Genomic DNA, 20,875 nt, shown 5'->3' on the forward strand with positions numbered 1-20,875 from the left:
CACACATCGCGAAACTTTGAGGAGACCGATCGATGTCCAACGGACAGATCGTCGTCTCCGGCCTGACCAAGCAGTACAAACGGGTCAGAGCCGTGGACAACCTTTCCTTCGAGGTGCAGCCGGGCCGCGTCACCGGCTTCCTCGGTCCCAACGGGGCGGGCAAGACCACGACGCTGCGCATGCTGCTCAACCTCGTCACACCCACCGCCGGTCACGCGACCATCGGCGGCCAGCGCTACGCCGACCTGCAGCAGCCGATCCGCACGGTCGGTGCGGTGCTGGAGGCGTCCAGCGCGCACAAGGGCCGCACCGGGCGCAACCATCTGCGGGTGATCGCCGCGGCGGCCGGGCTGCCGGCGAGCCGGGTCGACGACGTGCTCAAGCTGGTCGCGCTCGACGCGGCCGGCAACCGCAAGTTCAAGGGGTACTCGCTGGGCATGAAGCAGCGGCTGGGCATCGCCGCCGCGCTGCTCGGCGACCCGCAGGTGCTGATCCTGGACGAGCCGGCCAACGGGCTCGACCCGGAGGGCATCCGCTGGATGCGTGACCTGCTCAAGGGGCTGGCCGCCCAGGGGCGCACGGTGCTCGTCTCCAGCCACCTGCTGTCGGAGATGCAGATCCTGGCCGACGACATCGTGATCATCGCGGCGGGGCAACTGGTGCGGCAGGGGCCGGTGAGCGCCGTGGTCGACTCGATGGCCACCTCCTCGCGGGTACGGGTCCGCACCCCGGACATGGAGAAGCTCCGCGACGCGCTGACCACCGCCGGCGCCGTGCTAGAGAACGGCCCGGACGGCGCGGTGTTCGTCACCGGGATCGACGCGCCCGGCGTGGGTGCCGCCGCGCTCAACGCGGGCGTCGTCCTCCACGAGTTGTTCACCGACCGGCCCGACCTCGAACGCGTGTTCCTCGAACTCACCCACGGAAAGGCGGCCATCCGATGACCGGGCTGATCCGCGGCGAGCTTCTCAAGATCCGTACCACGAACACCTGGTGGCTGTTCGGCCTCGGCGTCATCGGCACCACCGCGCTGGCGCTGCTGGTCAACTGCCTGCAGGCCGACTTCTTCCTCAACCAGGAGCGGCCGGACACGTCCGGCATGAACGCCGAGGACGCGGCCAACGCCGTGCAGCAGTACGAGTCGCAGAGCCAGGTGATCGCGCAGGCCGCCAACATCTTCACCTCGGGCCAGTTCTTCGGCGGCCTGTTCGTGCTGATGCTGGGCATGCTGATCGTGACGAACGAGTTCTACCACCAGACCGCGACAGCGACGTTCCTGACCACGCCGCACCGGTCGTCGGTGATGGCGGCCAAGCTCGTCACCGGCGTCGCGTTCGCGGCGGTGTTCTGGCTGGTCACGACCGTCATGAGTCTGCCAACCGGGCTCCTGTTCTTCCAGGCGCAGGAGGTGTCGAACGGCCTCGGCGAGTGGGAGGTCCAGCGGGCGATCATCTTCAACCTGCTGGTGTTCATCCTCTGGGGGATCGTGGGCGTCGGGTTCGGCGCGCTGATCCGCAACCAGATCGGCGCGGTGCTCACCGGGTCGCTGCTGTACGTGATCGGCACCCAGGCCGCCACGATCATCTTCTTCCTGATCCACGAGTACCTGATCAAGGAGGACTGGGTCCTGCAGGCCCAGGTGATCGTGCCGGCGGTGGCCGCGCAGGTCTTCGTCTCGGCCACCGAGGCGTTCCCCGACGCGCCGGAGTACTGGGTCGGCGGCATCGTGATGCTGGCCTACGGCGTCCTCTGCGGCGTGGTCGGCACGCTCATCCTGCGTAAGCGCGACATCTCGTAAGGACCGATCTGGGACTCCGGTGCGTGCTGGCGGCAGCCGATTTGTCGCCGGCGGAGGCGACGGAGGCACGTACCGGAGTCCAAGATCCACCAGAGCGCGTAGCCTTGACCGCGGATCTAACCGTCACCGTGGAAGAGGCGATACCTCCCGTGTCGACCCAGGCGACCAGCCCGCAAGACAACCCCCTCGCTGGCTTCGGCCCCAACGAGTGGATCGTTGAAGACATGTACCAGCGCTACCTGGCCGACCCGGGCAGCGTCGATCCGGCGTGGCACGAGTTCTTCGCCGACTACAAGCCGGCAGAGGAAGACACCACCGAACCGGCCGACACCGAGACCGCGAAGGCCGACGGTGCGAGCGCTCCACCGGCCGACAAGCCGGCAGACAAGCCCACCGACGAGCCGGCCCCCAAGGCCGCCGCACCGAAGAAGGCCGAGCCGGCGAAGGCAGCGGCTCCCGCCAGGGCCGAGCCGGCGAAGACCCCGGCAAAGGCCCCCGCCGAAGCCCCCGCCAAGACGCCCGCCAAGACCGTCGCTCCCGCGAAGCCGAAGGCCGACGAGTCCGGGGCGAAGGACGCCAAGCAGACGCAGACCGTCCCGCTGCGTGGCGTCGCCGCCCGGATCGTCCAGAACATGGAGACCTCGCTCCAGGTTCCGACCGCCACCAGCGTGCGGGCCGTGCCGGCGAAGCTGCTCGCCGACAACCGCATCGTCATCAACAACCACCTCAAGCGTGGTCGCGGCGGCAAGGTGAGCTTCACCCACCTCATCGGCTACGCGATGGTGAAGGCGCTGGCCGCCCACCCCGAGATGAACAACTCGTTCCTCGAGGTCGACGGCAAGCCCGCACTGGTCAAGCCGGAGCACGTCAACCTCGGTATCGCGATCGACCTCGCGAAGCCCGACGGCAGCCGCACGCTCGTGGTGCCGAGCATCAAGGCCTGCGAGGCGATGGACTTCCGCCAGTTCTGGAGCGCGTACGAAGACATCGTGCGACGGGCCCGGCGCAACGAGCTGACCATGGACGACTACGCCGGCACCACGATCTCGCTCACCAACCCGGGCGGCATCGGCACGGTCCACTCGCAGCCGCGGCTCATGGTCGGCCAGGGCACCATCCTCGGTGTCGGCGCGATGGAGTACCCGGCGCCGTTCGCCGGAATGGCCGAGGACCAGCTCGCCGAGCTCGCCGTCAGCAAGATCATCACGCTGACGAGCACCTACGACCACCGCATCATCCAGGGTGCGCAGTCGGGCGAGTTCCTCAAGGTCATCCACGAGCTGATGCTCGGCGAGCACCGGTTCTACGACGAGATCTTCACGTCGCTGCGGATCCCGTACGAGCCGGTGCGTTGGGTCAGCGACGTCGCCCGCACCTCCGAGGGGCAGATCGACAAGGCGGCGCGGGTCATCGAGCTGATCCACGCCTACCGGGTCCGCGGTCACATGATGGCCGACACCGACCCGCTCGAGTTCAAGATCCGCCAGCACCCCGACCTCGACGTGCTCGAGCACGGCCTCACGCTGTGGGACCTCGACCGCATGTTCCCGGTCGGCGGATTCTCCGGCCAGGAGAAGATGAAGCTCCGGTCGGTGCTCGGCGTGCTGCGCGACTCGTACTGCCGGCGCGTCGGCGTCGAGTACATGCACATCATGGACCCGGAGGAGCGGCGCTGGATCGCCACCCGGGTCGAGAAGAAGTACGAGAAGCCGTCGACCGAGGAGCAGAAGCACATCCTGGGCCGCCTCAACGCCGCCGAGGCGTTCGAGACGTTCCTGCAGACGAAGTTCGTCGGCCAGCGGCGGTTCTCGCTGGAGGGCGGCGAGTCGCTGATCCCGCTGCTCGACGAGATCCTGCAGAACTCGGCGGAGGCCGACCTCGACGAGGTCGTCATCGGCATGGCCCACCGCGGCCGGCTCAACGTGCTGGCCAACATCGTCGGCAAGCCGTACGAGAAGATCTTCTCCGAGTTCGAGGGTCACCTCGACCTGAAGAGCGCGCACGGCTCCGGCGACGTGAAGTACCACCTGGGCCAGACGGGCAAGTTCACGACGCCCGACGGCGAGCACGCCACCACGGTGAGCGTCACTGCCAACCCGTCGCATCTGGAAGCCGTGAACCCGGTGCTCGAGGGCATCGTGCGGGCCAAGCAGGACCGCATCGACCTCAAGCTCGAGGGCTACACCGTGCTGCCGCTGCTGGTGCACGGCGACGCGGCGTTCGCCGGTCAGGGCGTGGTCGCCGAGACGCTCAACCTGTCGCAGATCCCGGGCTACCGCACCGGCGGCACGGTGCACGTCGTGGTCAACAACCAGGTCGGGTTCACCACCGCGCCGGAGTACTCACGCTCGTCCCTGTACTCCACCGACGTCGCCAGGATGATCCAGGCGCCGATCTTCCACGTGAACGGCGACGACCCCGAGGCGGTCGTCCGGGTGGCCCGGCTGGCGTTCGAGTACCGCCAGGCGTTCCACAAGGACGTCGTGATCGACCTGGTCTGCTACCGGCGGCGCGGTCACAACGAGGGCGACGACCCGTCGATGACCAACCCGCTGATGTACGCGATCATCGACCAGAAGCGCTCGGTCCGGAAGATCTACACCGAGGAGCTGATCGGCCGCGGCGACATCACGCTCGAGGAGGCCGAGGAGTCGCTGCGCGACTTCAACTCCCAGCTCGAGACGGTGTTCAAGGCGACCCGCGACACGTCCGGCCCGTCGACGCGCCGGTCGCGCCTGCGTGACCCGGAGCCGGAGCCCGAGGTCGACACCCACGTCGACGCCGAGGTGCTCCGCCGCATCGGCGAGGCGCACGTCAACCTGCCCGAGGGCTTCACGCCGCACAAGCGGGTGCAGCAGCTGCTCGAGCGCCGGGCGAAGATGGCGGTCGAGGGCAACATCGACTGGGGCTTCGGCGAGATCATCGCGTTCGGCTCGCTGGTCGAGCAGGGCGTCACGGTGCGCCTGGCCGGGCAGGACTCGCGGCGCGGCACGTTCGTGCAGCGGCACGCCGCGGTGGTCGACTCGGTCACCGGCAAGGACTACCTGCCGGTCCAGTCGCTCAACGACACCACGCGGTTCTTCGCCTACGACTCGCTGCTCAGCGAGTTCGCCGCGATGGGCTTCGAGTACGGCTACTCGGTCGAGAACCTCGACGCGCTGGTGCTGTGGGAGGCGCAGTTCGGCGACTTCGTCAACGGCGCGCAGTCGATCGTCGACGAGTTCGTGTCGTCGGGCGAGGTGAAGTGGGGCCAGCAGTCGGCGGTGACGCTGCTGCTGCCGCACTCGCACGAGGGTCAGGGTCCCGACCACACCTCGGGCCGGCTGGAGCGCTACCTCCAGCTGTGCGCGGAGGACAACATGCGGGTCGCGGTGCCGACCACCCCGGCGAACTACTTCCACCTGCTGCGCCGGCAGGCGCTGTCGACGAAGAAGAAGCCGCTGGTGGTGTTCACGCCCAAGTCGCTGCTGCGGCACCGGCTGTGCGTGTCGTCGGTCGCCGACTTCACCGAGCACACGTTCCAGCCGGTCATCGGCGACACGGTGATCACGGACCCGTCCAAGGTGAAGCGCGTCCTGCTGTGCTCGGGCAAGGTCTTCTACGACCTGCTGCAGGCCCGGGCCGACCGCAAGATCGACGACGTGGCGATCGTGCGGGTCGAGCAGCTGTACCCGCTGCCGGTCGACGAGCTGCGCGCGGCGCTCGGCCGCTACCCGAACGCCGAGGACTTCGCCTGGGTGCAGGAGGAGCCGGCGAACCAGGGTGCCTGGTCGTTCATCGCGCTCAACCTGCTCGAGCACCTGGAGGGCGTGCGGCTGCGCCGCATCTCCCGCCCGGCCGCCGCCGCTCCCGCGGTCGGCTCGACCAAGATGCACGACGTCGAGCAGTCCGCACTGATCGAAGCCGCCCTGCCCAGCCAGTGACCGGCACGCGCCTCGATCTCGATCGGATCCGCGCGGCCCGGCACGTGATCGACCCGGTGTTCCTGGATTCGCCGCTGTTCCGCTGCGATCCCCTGGGGCACCGGCTGGGCTGCGCGGTGAGCATCAAGCTGGAGACGGCCAACCCGGTCCGGAGCTTCAAGGGCCGGGGCACCGAGCTCGTCACCAGCCAGCTGCGTGACGGGGCCGCGGTGTGCGCCAGCGCGGGCAACCTGGGCTGGGCGCTCGGTTGGTCGGGCCGCCGCCGCGGCGTCGACGTCACGGTGGTGGCGTCGCGCCGGGCACCGGCGGCGAAGCTCGACCGGATCCGCGCGCTCGGCACGACGCTGGAGCTGGTCGACGGCGACTTCGAGGCGGCCCGGGAGCGGGCGGTCGAGCTGGCCCGGCAGCGCGGCGTCCGGCTGGTCGAGGACAGCCTCGACGTCGAGACCTGCGAGGGTGCCGCCACGATCGGCCTGGAGCTGGTCGACCGGGTGTCCCCCGGTGACGCGGTGCTGATCGCCCTCGGCGGCGGTGCGATGGCGACCGGCGTGGGCCACGTGCTGAAGGAGCTGGCGCCCGGGGTGGAGGTCATCTGCGTCCAGCCGGCCGGCGCTCCGGCGATGACGCTGTCGTGGCGCGAGCGCCGGGTCGTCACCACCGACTCGATGGCCACGATCGCCGATGGTGTGGCCGGCCGGTTCCCGATCGCCGCTGTGCTCGACGACCTCCTGCAGGTCGCTGACGACGCCGTTCTGGTGGAGGAGGCGTCGATCGTGGCGGGCCTCCGCCTGCTCCTGGAGGAGGCCGGCGTCGTCGCCGAGCCGTCGGCGGCCCTCGGCGTCGCCGCCGTCCTCGAGGATCCGGGTCGCTTCGCCGGTCGCCACGTGGTGACGATCGTCTGCGGCGGCAACGCGGACATGGACGCCTACCGCCGCTGGGCCGGGTTCTAGGATGGCTGCGTGTACTTCACCGACCGGGGCATCGAGGAGCTCGCCGAGCGGCGGGGTCAGGAATCCGTCACCTTCGACTGGCTCGCCGAGCGGCTGCGCGACTTCGTCGACCTGAACCCGGAGTTCGAGACGGCGACGGAGCGCCTGGCCACCTGGCTGGCGCGCCTCGACGACGAAGACGACGAGTAGCCGACGAGTAGCCGAGCGGCTAGAGCAGCAGGAGAACCACCGCCACGACCACCGCCACCAGCGCGGCGGCGGCGATGCTGATGATCATGACCAGGTTGGTCTTCGCGGGCTCCGCCGGTTCACTCCCCTGGGCGAATGCCCGGAATGCCTGGGTGTTCGCGCTCGGGTCCTGCTGCTCGTCAGACATGGACAGCTACCTTAGCCCTCTAGGGTCCCCGCGCTAGCCTCGGTGCCGTGCGCGTACCGACCGTGATCCTCTCTCTGGCCCTGGCTCTCGTCCTGGGCGGCTGCGGCGTGGTCGACCGGGTCGGCCGCACGTCGGAGGCCGCGCCGATCCCGGGCGGGTCCGCCTCGGCCGCGCCGGCGCCGCCCCCGGGTCGCGCGCCGTCGCGCACGTTCGAGGTCGCGACCCGCACAGACACGTTCACCCGCGATGGGACGCGCGTGCTGAAGACGACGACGTGGTACCCGCGCACGGCCGGGAAGTACCCGCTGGTCCTGTTCAGCCACGGCCTGCAGGGGCTGCCCGCCGACTTCGCGCCGCTGCTGCGGCGGTGGGCGGCGGCCGGCTTCGTGGTGGTGGCACCGGCGTACCCGAAGACGAGCCGCGGCGCGGCCACCTTCGACGTGCTCGACGTCCTCAACCAGCCCGCCGACGCGTCCTTCGTGATCACGCAGGTGCTCGCCGGCGCGGTCAAGGACCGCATCGACCCGGCCCGCATCGGCGCCGCCGGTCACAGCGGCGGCGCGGTCACCACGATCGGTCTGTTCACGATCGGACGCGACGAGCGCCTGACCGGCGGTGTGGTGTTCGCCGGCACGGGCCTCGGGGTGGGCACCAACTTCCTGGGCGCGGCGGTGCCGCTGTTCTTCGTGCACGGCGACGCCGACGAGGTGGTCGCGTACGCGTCGGGCAGGGCCGTGTTCGACGCGTTGAAGTGGCCGAAGGCGCTGCTCACGCTGCCCGGCGGCAACCACTCGACGCCGTACCAGCGCGAGTCGAGCCCGGAGTTCACGATCGTGGCGACCTCGTCGCTGGACTTCCTGCGCTACACCCTCTACGGCGACCCCGAGGCCAAGACCCGCCTGGCGACCGACGCCAAACCGACGGGCGTGCTCGACAACCGCCTGTGAGCTACCGCGTGTGGTCGATGACGAGCTTGCCGAAGACGTCACCCTTGTGGAGCTTCGCGAAGGCGTCGCGGATCTCCGAGAAGCCGAACTCGGAGTCGATCACCGGCCGGACGCCGCGGGCCGCGCACAGCGCCAGCAGCGCGCCGAGCTCCTCCGAGGTGCCCATGCTCGTGCCGAGGATCTCCAACTGCAGGGCGAACACCCGCCGCAGGTTGACCTCCGGCAGGTGACCGGCGGTGGCGCCCGACACCACGATGCGGCCGCCGAAGTTCGCGCACTTCATGGAGTGCTCGAAGGTGGCCGCACCGACGGTTTCGATCACCACGTCGACCCGCTCGGGCAGCCGGGCGCCGGGCTCCAGCGCCGTGGCGCCCAGCGCCGCGATCTTCTCGCGCTTGCCCGGGTCGCGGCTGGTGGCGTAGACGCGCGCACCGAGCGCCTGCGCCAGCACCACCGCCGCGGTGGCCACCCCGCCGCCGGCGCCCTGGATCAGGACCGACCCGTTCTCGGGCAGGCGTCCCTTGGTGGTGAGCATCCGGTAGGCGGTGAGCCACGCGGTCGGCAGGCAGGCCGCCTCGGCGAAGCTCAGCTCGGCCGGCTTCGGCAGCAGGTTCGCCGCCGGTACGGCCACCCGCTCGGCGAAGGTGCCCTGGAAGTGCTCCGACAGGATCGAGAACGGCGGGGCACCTGGTGCGTCGAGGATGATCGAGTTGACCACCACCTCGTTGCCGTCGGGGCCGATGCCCGCCGCGTCGCAGCCGAGGATCATCGGCAGCTTGTCGGGCGGGAGACCGACCCCGCGCAGCGACCACAGGTCGTGGTGGTTGAGCGAGCTCGCCTTCACCTCCACCGTCACCCAGTCGTCGAGCCCGGTCTTCGGGTCGAACTCGGTGTGGGGTTCGGGCCGCTCGCCGACCTCGAGGGCGGCGAGCGGGTCGTCGTCGTTGGCGGTGACGGCGTAGGCGGCGCGCATCAGGTGACGCTACCGCGACAGACCCCTTCCCGCCGTGCGGTCTCTGCCACAGCATGCGCGACCACCGATGCGACGCTCGGGTCGAGCGCGCTGGGCACGATGGCGTCGGGCTTCAGGTCGCCGGCGACGGTGCCGGCGATCGCCTCCGCCGCGGCCAGCTTCATGCCCTCGGTGATGCGGGTGGCGCGGGCGTCGAGCGCGCCGCGGAACACCCCCGGGAACGCCAGGACGTTGTTGATCTGGTTCGGGAAGTCGCTGCGGCCGGTGGCGACGAGGGCCGCGTGCCGGTGCGCGATCGACGGCAGCACCTCGGGCGTCGGGTTGGCCAACGCGAAGATCACGCCACCGGCGTTCATGCCGGCCAACGCGTCTTCGGGGATGGTGCCGCCGCTGAGGCCGATCAGCACGTCGGCGCCCTTGAGCGCCTCGTGGATGCCGCCGTCGGTGCGCTTCTCGTTGGTGATCTCGGCCAGCCCGCGCTTCGCCTCGTTGAGGTCGCCGCGCCCGCTGTGGATCGTCCCGCGCGAGTCGAGCACGATCACCTCGGCGCCGTCGACGCCGCCGGCGATGAGCATCTTCGCCACGGCCGTGCCGGAGGCGCCCGCCCCGGAGATCACCACGCGGAGGTCACCCAGGTCGCGGCGCAGAAGGGTGGACGCGTTGCGCAGCGCCGCCAGCACCACGATCGCCGTGCCGTGCTGGTCGTCGTGGAACACCGGAATGTCGAGCGCCTCGATCAGCCGGCGCTCGATGTCGAAGCACCGCGGGGCGGAGATGTCCTCGAGGTTGATGCCGCCGAACGACGGCGCCATGGCGGTCACCGCGGCGACGATCGCGTCGGGGTCCTTGGTGTCGAGGCAGATCGGCACGGCGTCGACGTTTCCGAACTGCTTGAACAGCACCGCCTTGCCCTCCATGACGGGCATGGCGCCGCGGGGCCCGATGTCGCCGAGGCCGAGCACGGCGGTTCCGTCGGTGACCACCGCGACCGTGCTGCCGACCCACGTGTAGTCGTGGACCAGCGACTCGTCGGCGGCAATCGCCTCACAGACCCGGGCGACCCCGGGCGTGTAGGCCATCGAGAGGTCCTCGCGCGTCGCGAGGGGAACGGTCGAATGCACAGCGAGCTTGCCGCCCTTGTGCATGGCGAAGATGGGATCAGCAGGGTCGAACGATGTCACGGTGCCCTCCAGGGTGCGCTTCATTGCGCTGGCGATTCGAAAATGAACTTCTCGCGGAGGCGACCGGTGGGTCGAGGCGAAAGGGCGGCAGCGTGGGGTTACCTGCGTCAGCCGACGTCCCGACCCACTTTAACCGACCCCGGAGACGGCCAGTACCTGCAGAGCACCCTGCCCACGACGTCGGCCACCCCGTACGCCCGGGAGTCGTCGGAGGTGAGACCGTTGTCGCTGACCAGCCACCAGCCGCCGGCCTCGGCGCGGACCGCCCGTTTCACGACGAGCAGGTCGGGTCGGCTGCGGAAGCGCGCGACCACGACGTCGCCGGGCCGGGCGACCCCGGTGCGCCGCACGAGAACCAGGTCGCCCGACCGCAGCGTCGGCACCATCGACGGTCCGCTCACCCGGGCCGTGAAGAACCGCATCACACCGCCTCGGGGTTGCTGTGCCGGCTTCTGCGGAGCGGAGTAGGGTCAGACCGGAGGATCATCGCAAACCATCCGGGAGGGTTCGATGCGGTTGACGCGTCTCATCTCCAGTGTTCTTTCCCCGCGTACCGTCGTCAGCGCCCACTGTGACCTGCCGTGCGGCGTGTACGACCCGGCACAGGCCCGCATCGAGGCTGAATCGATCAAGGCCATCGCCGAGAAGTACGCCGCCAACGAGGACCCCGAGTTCCGCACCCGGGCGATCGTCATCAAGGAGCAGCGGGCCGAGCTCGTGAAGCACCACCTCTGGGTGCTGTGGACCGACTACTTCAAGCCGCCGCACTTCGAGAAGTACCCGCACCTGCACGCCCTCTTCAACGAGGCCACCAAGCTCGCCGGCGCCAGCGGCGCCAAGGGCTCGGTCGACGCCGCCGTTGCCGAGCAGTTGCTGGGCAAGATCGACGAGATCTCCAAGATCTTCTGGGAAACCAAGCAGGCCTGATCGATTCGACGGTTGCGGCCCCCATCGCCCGGGTACGGGTATGGGGGCCGCGATGTCAGTCACGCATAGACCATAGAGTCGGTGCGAGGGGGATTACGGGTGTGACGCAGGTGATTCAAGAGCCTTGGGCAGATGACGTCGTCGTTCTTTCCGTGCCCGCCGCCGGGGCGTACCTGGGCGTCCTGCGCACGGCCACCGCGGGTCTCGCCGCCCGCCTCCAGTTCACCCTCGACGAGATCGAAGACCTGCGCATCGCCGTCGACGAGGCGTGCGCGATGCTGCTGCCGATCGCGACCCCCGAAGCCGAGTTGTCGTGCCTGTTCACGGTCACCGACGACGCGTTGATGGTCGAGACCAGCGTCCCCACCACGTCGTCCGGCCCGCGCCTGCCGGCCGAGTCGTTCTCGTGGCAGGTACTCAGCGCGCTCGCCGACGAGATCGACGCCGCGATCGCCAACGGGCGGGCCTCGATCCGCATGACCAAGCGCCGTCCGGCCATCGACGGGTTCTAGCCCAGCGCCTCGCGGGTCTGTGACACGAGCAGCAGGCCCGCGCACCCGACGGCCAGCACCACCAGCACCGCACCGGCCGGTGCGCCGTTGTTCACGAGACTGAAGCCGGCCACCGAGAGCAGCAGCTGCAGCACGATCAGCGGGGCGCGCGTCCACTTGCGACGCCGCCACAGGCCGACGCTCAGTACCGTGAACGCCACCGCGTACAGGGCGAAGTAGCCGATGACGCGCCAGGCGCCGGCCTCGCCGGACGTGGCGACCGCCAGGAAGACGATGTACGCCCACACCGCCACCGCTTCGAGCACAACGATCGCGGTGGCGATCCAGAGCGTCGTCGACCGGGCCGGCACGCCAACCACCCTAACCCGGCGGCCGGAGTACCCTTCGGCCCATGCGGGCGCTCCTCGTCGTCAACCCCAAGGCGACGACGACCAGCGAATACAACCGTGATCTCCTCATCCGCGCGCTGCGCGGCACGGTGGATCTGCGGCTGGAGTACACGATGCGGCGTGGTCACGCCGTGTCGCTGGTTCGTGACGCCGCCCGCGACGGGGTCGACCTCGTGGTGACGCTCGGCGGCGACGGCACGGTCAACGAGGCGGTCAACGGGTTGCTCGCGGCGGATCCGGCCGGCACCGAGGGCGCGGCGTACGGCGCCGCTCGGCGTCCCCGGCTGGCCGTCGTTCCCGGCGGATCGACAAACGTCTTCGCCCGCGCGGTCGGGCTGCCCCGTGACTGGGCCGAGGCCACCCAGGTGATCCTCGGTGCTCTGCGCGACGACCGCACCCGCACGATCGGGGTCGGCCGAGCAGACGACCGCTACTTCACGTTCTGCGCGGGCCTCGGCCTCGACGCCGAGGTGGTGCGGCGCGTCGAGCGGGCCCGGCTCAAGGGCCGCGTGTCGACGTCGGGCCTCTACATCCGGTCGGCCGTGGCGCAGTACTTCACCGAGACCGATCGCAAGACCCCGGGGATGACCCTGTCGAGATCGGGCTTCCCCGATGAGCTCGGCCTGGCGAGCGCGATCGTCCAGAACACGGCCCCATGGACCTACCTGGGCGAACGCGAGATCCACGCCTCGGTTGACGCGTCGTTCGACACAGGGCTCGACGTGCTCGGGATCAAGGTGCTGCGGGTGCCGAGCACGGCGCGGCTGGCGTCCCAGTTGCTGCGCGGTCGTGCCCGGATCAGCGGGAAACAGGTGATGATCGTCCATGACGTTTACTCGTTCGTGCTCCGGGCAGAACGTCCTATGGCGTTGCAGCTTGACGGTGATTACCTCGGAGAGCGGGGTAAGGTGGAGTTTGTCGCGGTTCCCGAGGCGATCCGCGTCGTGTGTTGAGAGTCCAAGTGGATATGGCGCGACACCTCAACGAAGGTCCGTCGTTTAACCTGCTGCGGTACTACATTGGTTACTGACTGTTGCGAGCAGGGGTAACGCCTTTCGAATAAATACGGACAAACGGTGCGTGAGGTTGCTCACCGGCCGTATTTTTTCTCAGTCGCCCCCTTGACATCACGGCAGTTCGTGAAAGTATTCACAAGCGAAGACGCCTGCTCACGCGCTGCCGGACATCAACACCGCCAATACTCGACCGGTACCGCGAGATGCATAGAAATGATCTGGTAATCCGCGAAGCAAGGAGTGTTGCCGTCATGTCGGACTGGCGCCACGTTGCCGCCTGCCGCGACGAGGACCCGGAGCTGTTCTTTCCGATTGGAACATCCGGACCCGCGCTGCTTCAGGTGGAACAGGCCAAGGCGGTCTGCCGCCGCTGCTCGGTTGTCGATGAGTGCCTTCGATGGGCTCTCGACTCCGGGCAGGATGCCGGTGTGTGGGGTGGCATGAGCGAAGAAGAGCGCCGCGCCGTCAAGCGCCGCGGTGGCCTTCGGGTGCGTGCCCACTCCGCCTGATACGCGAGCCGGGCACCAGCTCGGCTGCCCACACGTAGAACGGCCCCCGGACGATGTCCGGGGGCCGTTCTACGTGTGGGGTTCCCACTGTGCCGCTAGTCGAAGAGATCCTCGAGGAACCCGCGCCGGTGGTGGGAGCCTCCGTGGTGGCCGTGGCCGTAGGGCGAGCCCTGTGGCCGGTGGCCGGGTGGAGGCGGCGGAGGCGGCACGAAGCCTCCCGGGCCACCCGGAGGCGGCGGTGGCGGAGCGAACCCACCGGGCGGCGCCCCCGGAGGCGGCGGCGGCGCGAACCCACCACCCGGCGGCGACCCGGGAGGCGGCGGTGGCGCAAACCCACCTGGCGGTGACCCCGGAGGCGGCGGTGGCGCGTAGCCGCCGGGACCGGGTGGTGATCCCGGTGGAGGGAATCCAGCCGGAGGCGGGCCCCCGGGAGCGGGCGGCACCCCGGGAACGCCGGGAGCGGACGGCCCGGGCCCACCGGGAACTCCGGGCCCGCCGGGAACTCCAGGCCTGCCGGGAACTCCAGGCCTGCCGGGAACTCCAGGCCCGCCGGGAACTCCGAGCCCCGGTCCGCCGGGAACTCCCGGCCCTGGCGGCACCGGCGGGCCGAACTGCTCGGCCTGCCAGGCCTTCTCGGCGTCGAAGAGCTTCTCGAGCTCTCCCCGGTCGAGGAAGATGCCCCGGCACTCGACGCACTCGTCGATCGCAACGCCCACCTTTTCGAGCACGCGCATGTCGCCGCGGCATTTGGGGCACGTCAGCTGTCGCATTCCCACACCGTAACGCCACCTCGCCCGGGCGGACCGTTACGCGGCAACCAGCGTGCGAGCGCGCGCGGCGCGTCGGCGTACCAGGGCGACCAGGTCGCGGTGGGCACCCAGCGGCGGGCTGACCGCCACGGCGCCGGCCCGGAGGGCACCGGCGGCGGCCAGGTCGCACAGCTTGCCGGGGGCCAGGAAGTACGACGACATCGCCACGCGGCGGGCACCCCCGGCGCGAAGGTGGGCCACGGCGTCGGCGGGGCGGATGCCGTCGGAGGTGGCGAACGCGGCCATGCAGGGCACCCCGAGACGCCGCCCCAGGGCCGACGCGCTCAGCGCCACCGTCTCCCGGGCGTCCGGGTCGCGGGTGCCGGCCGCGGCCAGCACCAGACCGTCGAACCCCGGGCCGGGCGTCAGACGACCGGCCAGGGCGTCGAGCAGCTCGGGGGGGACCACCCCGTCGACCGGGCCGAGGACGTCGGCCAGCGCCACCTCGGTACCCAGCCCGGCCAGCGCCGCCGGAATGTCGACCCGGCCGTGGTAGGCCGACGTCAACAGCAGCGGAACCACCACCGCCGGGCGCAGACCGGCCAGCACCTCGCCGGGTCGGGGGCCGGCGTGGTCCAGGAACGTCGCCACTCCCCCGACGGCGCGGGCCAGGGCCCGGGTCTGCAACGCCGCGCGCGGGTCCGCGGACCCGTGCGCGACCAGAACCAACGTCACTTGTGCAGACCGCACTCGGACTTGTCGAACATGGGCCAGCGGCCGGCGCGCGGGTCGGAGCCGGGCGGCGTGCGCTTGGTGCACGGCCAGCAGCCCACCGACGCGTAGCCCTGACGCAGCAGCGCGTTCACCGGCACGTTGTAGCGGGAGATGTACGCGTCGACGTCGGCCTGCGTCCAGTTGTAGAGCGGCGCGACCTTCACCTTGCTGCGGGCGGCCTCGAACTGCACCACCGGCGTGTTCGCCCGCGACGGGGACTCGTCGCGGCGCAGGCCCGCGGCCCACGCGTCGTACCGGTCGAGGGCCCGCTCCAGCGGCTCGACCTTGCGCAGCGCGCAGCACTCGTCGGGGTTGCGGGCCCACAGCTTCGGGCCGTACTCCTCGGCCTGCTCGGCGACGGTCTGCTCCGGCCGCACCGACCGGACGGTCACCGGCAGCGACCGCTGCACGACCTCGCGGACGCGCAGCGTCTCGGCGAAGTGCAGGCCCGTGTCGAGGAACACGACGTCGATGCCGGGCACGACCTTCGACACCACGTGGGCGAGAACAGCGTCGGCGAAGGAACTGGTCACACAGAAGCGCTCGCCGAACTCGGCGGCGGCCCACTCGACGACCTTCTCGGCCGACTTGCCTTCCAGACGGGCAGAGGCCTCGACGGCGAGGGCCTTCAGATCAGTGGCGGTTGCGGTGCTCATCGCTTTGCCTCCAACAGGGTTGGCGAGAGTCCAATGAACTTGACGGAGAAGACGCGAACGCACGACCGGCACTCCCAGGCGCCGTGCGACGCCTCGTGGGGACGGAGGTCTTCGGAGCCGCAGTACGGGCAGTACATGGGGGCCGCGCGCTCGCTCATTTCAGTGAGTCCTCGTCGGCGCGCGAGACCCACACCGCGAACGACTCGTCCGCGGAGGTGCGCTCGGCCAGGTAGCGGCGGGCGACCCGCTCGACGTACGCCGGCAACTCTGCCGCCGTCGTCTTCAGGCCGCGCAGCTTGCGGCCGAAGCCGGCGGTCTGACCGGCGGCCATGCCGAGCCCTCCGCCGAGGTGGATCTGGAAGCCCTCCACCAGGTCCCCGGACGGTCCGGGAACCAACTGGCCCTTGAGGCCGATGTCGGCGACCTGCGTGCGGGCGCACGCGTTCGGGCACCCGTTGAGGTGGATGGAGATGTCGACGTCGAAGTCGGCGAGCCGTTCCTCGAGGTGGGCCACCAGCGTGGCGGCGCGCGCCTTGGTCTCGACGATCGCCAGCTTGCAGAACTCGATGCCGGTGCACGCCATCGTGCCGCGGCGCCACGCTGACGGGGTCACCTCGAGATCGTGTGACCGCAACGTGCGGACCAACGTCTCCACGCGATCGTGGGCAACGTCGCAGACGATGAACTTCTGGTACGGCGTCAGGCGGACCCGGTCGCTGCCCGCGGCCTCGGCGGCGTCGGCGATGGCGGTGAGCAGGGTCCCCGACACCCGGCCGGCGAGCGGCGCCGCGCCGACGTAGAAGTTGCCGTCCCACTGCTTGTGGACGCCGACGTGGTCGACGGGCCGCTCGGGCAGTTCGGGGGCGGGACCGTCGATCAGCGACCGCTTCAGGTACTCGGTCTCCAGCACCTCGCGGAACCTGGCCGGACCCCAGTCGGCCATGAGGAACTTCAACCGCGCGCGGTTGCGCAGCCGCCGGTAGCCGTAGTCGCGGAAGATCTGCACGACGCCGAGCCAGACCTCGGGGACCTCGTGCAGCGGCACCCACACGCCCAGCCGCTCGGCGAGCCGCGGGTTGGTCGACAGCCCGCCGCCGACCCACAGGTCGAAGCCGGGGCCGTGGTCGGGGTGGATCACACCGACGAGCGCGATGTCGTTGGACTCGTACGGCGTGTCGGGCAGCCAGGAGATCGACGACTTGAACTTGCGCGGCAGGTTCGCGAGCGTCGGGTCGCCGATGAAGCGCTCGTTGATCTCGGTGATCGCCTCGGTCGGGTCGATCACCTCGGCCTCGGCGACGCCGGCGACCGGGCTGCCGAGGATGACGCGGGGCGTGTCACCGCACGCCTCGGTGGTCGACAGGCCGACCGCTTCGAGCTCGCGCCAGATCGTCGGCACGTCCTCGATGCGGATCCAGTGCAGCTGGATGTTCTGCCGGTCGGTGATGTCGGCGGTGTCGCGGCCGAACCGCTCCGAGATGCTCGCGATCACCCTGGTCTGCGCCACCGACAGCTGACCGCCGTCGATGCGCACCCGCAGCATGAAGTACTCGTCCTCGAGCTCGTGCGGTTCGAGCACGGCGGTGCGACCCCCGTCGATGCCGGGCTTGCGCTGCGTGTACAGGCCCCACCAGCGGAGGCGGCCGCGGAGGTCCTGCGGGTCGATGGAGGCGAAGCCGCGGTGCGCGTAGATCGTCTCGACGCGCTGGCGGACGTTGAGGCCCCCGTCGTCCTTCTTCATGCGCTCGTTGGGGTTGAGCGGTTCGCGGTGGCCGACGGCCCACTGGCCCTCGCCGCGCGGCTTCCGCGCGGGTCGGGCCGCCGGCGGCGTCCGCTTGGTCGGTGCGTTTTCGGTGACGGTCATCAGATGCGGCGTCCTTCAAGCTGTGGGGACGTCGCTGAGGCGCCAACCAGCGCCCATCTCGAACGATGGGGCGACTACTTTGTCGAAGGCTGCGGCACGTCAGCGCGCCCGAGAGCGGGCGACAATCAGACGGCCGGACACATGGCGCTGCGTACGCGACCGAAGTCGACGTGACGGCGGCTGATCAGCCGCAAGCCGGGCACCATGCGATCCATGGTGCCATGGCCGGGACACGAGTGGCGGAACAAGGTGAGGTTCGTCTCAATCCCTGGGCTTAACTACAAATCCTACCGTTTTGCTAGGGGGAATGACAACACCGCTTCGGTGCCGCCCGCCGCGCCGCCCCGCAACGCGATCGTTCCGCCCAGCTCGCCGGTGGCGAGGGTGCGCACGATCTGCAGGCCGAGCCGGTCGCTGGCGGCCAGGTCGAAGCCGTCGGGCAGGCCCCGGCCGGTGTCGGCCACGATGACCGTCAGCTCGCGCCGGCTGCGCTGGATGCGCACCACGACCTCACCCTTGTCACCCTTCTCGAACGCGTGCTCCATGGCGTTGATCAGCAACTCGTTGAGCACCATCACCAGCGGCGTGGCGATCTCGGCCGGCAGCACCCCGAACGTCCCGTCGCGGCGCATCGTCACCTGGGCCTCGGAGGCGGTGACCTCCGCGGCGGCGGCCGCGACCCGGTCGACGATCCCGTCGAACTCCACGATCTCGTCGGAGACCTCCACCGAGTGCGAGAGCGTCTCGTGCACCAGCGCGATCGACGCGACCCGCCGCACGGACTCTTCCAGCGCCTCCCGGGCCGCCGGCTGCTTGACCCGCCGCGCCTGCAGCCGCAGCAGCGCCGCCACCGTCTGCAGGTTGTTCTTCACCCGGTGGTGGATCTCGCGGATCGTCGCGTCCTTGGTCATGAGCTGCCGGTCGCGGCGGCGCACCTCGGTGACGTCGCGGATCAGGACCAGCGCGCCGATCGGCACGCCAGCCGGCATCAGCGGCAGCGCCCGGGTGAGCACGGTGGCACCACGGGCCTCGATCTCCTTGCGGGCCGGCGCCTCGCCCCGGAGCGCCGCCTCGATGCGCTCGCCCATGTCGCTGCCCTCGAGCGGGTCGCTGGCGAGCCGGGCGAAGACCGCCGCCAGGTCCTCCCCCACCAGGTGCGCGTTCAGGCCGAGCCGGCGGAAGGCGCTCTGCGCGTTGGGGCTGGCGTAGGTCACCTTGCCGCTCGCGTCGAGCCGCACCAGGCCGTCGCCGACGCGCGGCGCGCTGGTGGTCTCGCCCGGGATGCGGACCGGCGGGAACGCGCCGTCGGTGATCATCTGGGCGAGGTCGTCGGCCGTGGTGAGGTAGTTGAGCTCGAGCTGGCTGGGCGTGCGGGCGGTCGACAGGTTGGTGTCGCGCCCGATGATCGCGATGACGTCGCCGCCGGCGGTCCGGCGCACCGGGATCGCCTCGTGGCGCGCCGGTGTGTCGCCGTACCAGACCGGGTCACCCTCCCGCCAGATGCGGCCCTGGAGGCGGGCCACCGCCAGGTGCGCCACCTCGGGCCCACCGGCGACGCGGCCGACCTGGTCGTCCTGGTACGCGGTCGGCGCGGTGACCGGCCGCACCTGCGCCACGCACATGAACCGGCCCTGGTCGCCCACCGGCACCCACATGAGCAGGTCGGCGAAGGACAGGTCGGACACGAGCTGCCAGTCACCGGCCAGCCGGTGCAGGTGGTCGCCATCGGCCGAGCTCAGCGAGGTGTGCTCTTCTACCAGGTCACGCAGGGTGGACACGCAAACAGCCTCGCATAACCCCAGGAGTAGCGTTCCTCTGGTGCGTCGCGTCGTGGCGGTCGTTCTCGCGGCCGGGCTCGCCCTGTCGGGGTGCGGGTTCCTGAGCTCGGGAGACCGCGGATCCAACAAGCCCGATGGGTTCACGCTGCGCGGCTACGTCTCCGTGGGTCCGAACGTCGATGCCGGCGCGAGCGGACCGGCCGGCTCCGGCGGGCCGTGCACCGCGCCGCCGGCGGCGGACGACGTCCAGGCCGGCGGGGCGGTGCGGGTGGCCGACCCGGACGGTCACACGCTCGGCACCGGCACCCTGTCGCCGGGCGTGGCGGAGGCCGGCCGGTGCAACTTCGCGTTCCAGATCACCGCCGTGCCGGGCGGGGTGGACGCGTACGTGATCGGCGTCGGCAACCGGGCGAGCGTCAGCTTCCCCGCGCACGACCTGCGCTCAGACAAGCCCGCGGTGATCCTCGTCGATCTCTAGGCGTCGATCTCCAGGCTCGATCTCCAAACGGAGCGCCAGCAGGGAGACACCGGGAAGCGGCGACCAGTCGAGTTCGGGAACCCGCGCGAAGCCGAGCGACATGTACAGCTTCTGCGCCGCCATCGCGAAGTCACGCACGCAGATCACCACCGCGGTGCAGCCCGCCGCGGCGGCCCGGTCGACGCACGCCTGCACCAGCGTGCGGCCGACCCCGCGGCCCTGCGCGGCCGGGTCGACGGCGAGCATCCGGAACTCCGACTCGCCGGCGCGGCTCAGCTCCGCGTACCGGCTGCCGGGCTCCACGTACAGCACCGAGCCGAGCACCCGGTCTCCGCCGGTGGCACGATCAGCGGCACCATCTGCGGCACCGTCAGCGCCATCATCAGCGGCGCCGTCTGTGGCGCGGTCGACGGCGACGAGCAGGTCGCCGGCCTCGGCCCGGGCCGCGACGTCGGCGAGCGTCTCGGCGTAAGTGGCGGACGCCTCGTTGAGCTGCCCGTCGGCCCGGTACGCGTCGACGGTGAGCCGGGCCACCGCCGGATAGTCGGCGGGCACGGCCGCCCGGACGACGATCGGGCTCATGCGATCGCTCCTCGCTGACGCTCGCTCATGCGATCGCTCCGCTGCGCTCCGCGATGCGTTCGCGGGCACTGCACTGATGATTCGCTCGCTGACGCTCGCTCATGCGATCGCTCCGCTGCGCTCCGCGATGCGTTCGCGGGCACTGCACTGATGATTCACTCGCTGACGCTCGCTCATGCGACCACCGCGATCAGGTCGCCCTCCTGGATGACGTCGCCCTCGGTGACGGCGATCCGCGTGACCACCCCGTCGACCTCCGCGACGACGGGGATCTCCATCTTCATGGACTCCAGGATGACCACCGTGTCGCCGTCGGCGACCGGGTCTCCGACCGCCTTCTCGACCTTCCACACGTTGGCCACCATCTCGGCGCGGATCTCCTCGGCCACCGGTCACTCCCCCGTTCTGCTGGCTTGTGTCGCCTGGGCACGTCCAGCAATCCAATCACGGCCGTCCGACGAAAATCACTCGCTCGCGGAGGCGACGCACCGCG

23 protein-coding genes are annotated in these 20,875 nt (G+C 70.5%); 11 read left to right on the forward strand and 12 right to left on the reverse strand.

The genetic code is table 11. The annotated features are described in order from the left end of the window. Positions 1–32 precede the first annotated feature (32 nt). The 5 genes from Voc01_RS25480 to Voc01_RS25500 all read left to right on the forward strand — a co-directional run bounded on the left by Voc01_RS25480 (position 33) and on the right by Voc01_RS25500 (position 6,860). Positions 33–944, forward strand: a complete 912-nt coding sequence (locus Voc01_RS25480) for an ABC transporter ATP-binding protein (protein WP_203930068.1) — start codon at positions 33–35, stop codon at positions 942–944. Then, a complete protein-coding gene (locus Voc01_RS25485) occupies positions 941–1,798 on the forward strand; it encodes an ABC transporter permease (RefSeq protein ID WP_203930069.1) in 858 nt (285 codons plus the stop codon). Before Voc01_RS25480 ends, Voc01_RS25485 begins: the two co-directional genes overlap by 4 nt. A gap of 149 nt (positions 1,799–1,947) precedes the next feature. Beyond that, entirely contained in the window at positions 1,948–5,721 is a 3,774-nt protein-coding gene (locus tag Voc01_RS25490) for a multifunctional oxoglutarate decarboxylase/oxoglutarate dehydrogenase thiamine pyrophosphate-binding subunit/dihydrolipoyllysine-residue succinyltransferase subunit (protein WP_203930070.1), read from the forward strand. Further along, positions 5,718–6,671 (forward strand): threonine ammonia-lyase, encoded by a 954-nt coding sequence (locus Voc01_RS25495; RefSeq protein ID WP_203930071.1) that lies wholly within the window; start codon positions 5,718–5,720, stop codon positions 6,669–6,671. Before Voc01_RS25490 ends, Voc01_RS25495 begins: the two co-directional genes overlap by 4 nt. Positions 6,672–6,680: 9 nt before the next feature. Continuing rightward, the gene (locus Voc01_RS25500) at positions 6,681–6,860 is read left to right on the forward strand and encodes a DUF6104 family protein (protein ID WP_203930072.1); all 180 of its coding nucleotides are present in this window, start codon (positions 6,681–6,683) and stop codon (positions 6,858–6,860) included. 19 nt (positions 6,861–6,879) lie between these two features. Here the strand turns inward: Voc01_RS25500 and Voc01_RS25505 are convergent, their stop codons facing one another. Next, positions 6,880–7,047 (reverse strand): hypothetical protein, encoded by a 168-nt coding sequence (locus tag Voc01_RS25505; protein ID WP_203930073.1) that lies wholly within the window; start codon positions 7,045–7,047, stop codon positions 6,880–6,882. Positions 7,048–7,094: 47 nt separating this feature from the next. On the opposite strand from Voc01_RS25505, the gene Voc01_RS25510 reads away from it, so the two are divergent. Then, on the forward strand, positions 7,095–7,994 hold the full coding sequence (locus Voc01_RS25510; protein ID WP_203930074.1) for an alpha/beta hydrolase family protein: 900 nt from the start codon (positions 7,095–7,097) through the stop codon (positions 7,992–7,994). 1 nt (position 7,995) lies between these two features. Here Voc01_RS25510 and Voc01_RS25515 read toward each other — a convergent pair whose 3' ends face one another. The 3 genes from Voc01_RS25515 to Voc01_RS25525 all read right to left on the reverse strand — a co-directional run bounded on the left by Voc01_RS25515 (position 7,996) and on the right by Voc01_RS25525 (position 10,570). Beyond that, positions 7,996–8,967 (reverse strand): zinc-binding dehydrogenase, encoded by a 972-nt coding sequence (locus Voc01_RS25515; RefSeq protein ID WP_203930075.1) that lies wholly within the window; start codon positions 8,965–8,967, stop codon positions 7,996–7,998. Next, on the reverse strand, positions 8,967–10,112 hold the full coding sequence (locus tag Voc01_RS25520) for an NAD(P)-dependent malic enzyme (protein WP_239160485.1): 1,146 nt from the start codon (positions 10,110–10,112) through the stop codon (positions 8,967–8,969). The genes Voc01_RS25515 and Voc01_RS25520 overlap by 1 nt, the downstream gene beginning before the upstream one ends. Positions 10,113–10,255: 143 nt before the next feature. Further along, entirely contained in the window at positions 10,256–10,570 is a 315-nt protein-coding gene (locus tag Voc01_RS25525) for a S24/S26 family peptidase (protein WP_203930077.1), read from the reverse strand. 88 nt (positions 10,571–10,658) lie between these two features. Here Voc01_RS25525 and sodN point away from each other — a divergent pair, with 88 nt between their 5' ends. Together sodN and Voc01_RS25535 are read left to right on the forward strand one after the other, a co-directional pair. Next, complete coding sequence (sodN, locus tag Voc01_RS25530) at positions 10,659–11,075, forward strand: superoxide dismutase, Ni (RefSeq protein WP_203930078.1); 417 nt, start codon at positions 10,659–10,661, stop codon at positions 11,073–11,075. A 101-nt stretch (positions 11,076–11,176) separates the two neighbouring features. After that, positions 11,177–11,587, forward strand: coding sequence for an ATP-binding protein (locus Voc01_RS25535; RefSeq protein ID WP_203930079.1), 411 nt, complete (start codon positions 11,177–11,179; stop codon positions 11,585–11,587). Here the strand turns inward: Voc01_RS25535 and Voc01_RS25540 are convergent. Next, on the reverse strand, positions 11,584–11,937 hold the full coding sequence (locus tag Voc01_RS25540; protein ID WP_203930080.1) for a hypothetical protein: 354 nt from the start codon (positions 11,935–11,937) through the stop codon (positions 11,584–11,586). The genes Voc01_RS25535 and Voc01_RS25540 overlap by 4 nt on opposite strands. A 41-nt stretch (positions 11,938–11,978) precedes the next feature. Here Voc01_RS25540 and Voc01_RS25545 point away from each other — a divergent pair, with 41 nt between their 5' ends. Further along, positions 11,979–12,929 (forward strand): diacylglycerol/lipid kinase family protein, encoded by a 951-nt coding sequence (locus tag Voc01_RS25545; RefSeq protein ID WP_203930081.1) that lies wholly within the window; start codon positions 11,979–11,981, stop codon positions 12,927–12,929. A 314-nt stretch (positions 12,930–13,243) separates the two neighbouring features. Then, entirely contained in the window at positions 13,244–13,501 is a 258-nt protein-coding gene (locus Voc01_RS25550) for a WhiB family transcriptional regulator (protein ID WP_203930082.1), read from the forward strand. Positions 13,502–13,596: 95 nt separating this feature from the next. Here Voc01_RS25550 and Voc01_RS54685 read toward each other — a convergent pair whose 3' ends face one another. The 5 genes from Voc01_RS54685 to Voc01_RS25575 all read right to left on the reverse strand — a co-directional run bounded on the left by Voc01_RS54685 (position 13,597) and on the right by Voc01_RS25575 (position 19,322). Then, positions 13,597–14,271 (reverse strand): TFIIB-type zinc ribbon-containing protein, encoded by a 675-nt coding sequence (locus Voc01_RS54685; RefSeq protein ID WP_373873869.1) that lies wholly within the window; start codon positions 14,269–14,271, stop codon positions 13,597–13,599. 36 nt (positions 14,272–14,307) lie between these two features. After that, positions 14,308–14,979, reverse strand: a complete 672-nt coding sequence (locus Voc01_RS25560; protein WP_203930141.1) for a sirohydrochlorin chelatase — start codon at positions 14,977–14,979, stop codon at positions 14,308–14,310. A 2-nt stretch (positions 14,980–14,981) separates the two neighbouring features. Beyond that, the gene (locus Voc01_RS25565) at positions 14,982–15,680 is read right to left on the reverse strand and encodes a phosphoadenylyl-sulfate reductase (RefSeq protein ID WP_203930083.1); all 699 of its coding nucleotides are present in this window, start codon (positions 15,678–15,680) and stop codon (positions 14,982–14,984) included. A gap of 154 nt (positions 15,681–15,834) precedes the next feature. After that, positions 15,835–17,544 carry a nitrite/sulfite reductase gene (locus Voc01_RS25570; RefSeq protein WP_203930084.1) on the reverse strand — a complete coding sequence of 570 codons (1,710 nt, stop codon included), beginning with the start codon at positions 17,542–17,544 and terminating at the stop codon, positions 15,835–15,837. A 287-nt stretch (positions 17,545–17,831) separates the two neighbouring features. Further along, a complete protein-coding gene (locus Voc01_RS25575) occupies positions 17,832–19,322 on the reverse strand; it encodes a sensor histidine kinase (protein ID WP_203930085.1) in 1,491 nt (496 codons plus the stop codon). 40 nt (positions 19,323–19,362) lie between these two features. On the opposite strand from Voc01_RS25575, the gene Voc01_RS25580 reads away from it, so the two are divergent. Further along, positions 19,363–19,800, forward strand: coding sequence for a hypothetical protein (locus tag Voc01_RS25580; RefSeq protein ID WP_203930086.1), 438 nt, complete (start codon positions 19,363–19,365; stop codon positions 19,798–19,800). Here the strand turns inward: Voc01_RS25580 and Voc01_RS25585 are convergent. Continuing rightward, positions 19,765–20,382, reverse strand: a complete 618-nt coding sequence (locus tag Voc01_RS25585) for a GNAT family N-acetyltransferase (protein WP_203930087.1) — start codon at positions 20,380–20,382, stop codon at positions 19,765–19,767. The two genes, Voc01_RS25580 and Voc01_RS25585, sit on opposite strands and share 36 nt — an antisense overlap. A 173-nt stretch (positions 20,383–20,555) precedes the next feature. Continuing rightward, complete coding sequence (locus tag Voc01_RS25590; RefSeq protein WP_239160486.1) at positions 20,556–20,747, reverse strand: biotin/lipoyl-binding carrier protein; 192 nt, start codon at positions 20,745–20,747, stop codon at positions 20,556–20,558. Positions 20,748–20,875 lie beyond the last annotated feature (128 nt).

Origin of the sequence: Virgisporangium ochraceum (genome assembly GCF_016863655.1) — a bacterium.
Taxonomy (GTDB): domain Bacteria; phylum Actinomycetota; class Actinomycetes; order Mycobacteriales; family Micromonosporaceae; genus Virgisporangium; species Virgisporangium ochraceum.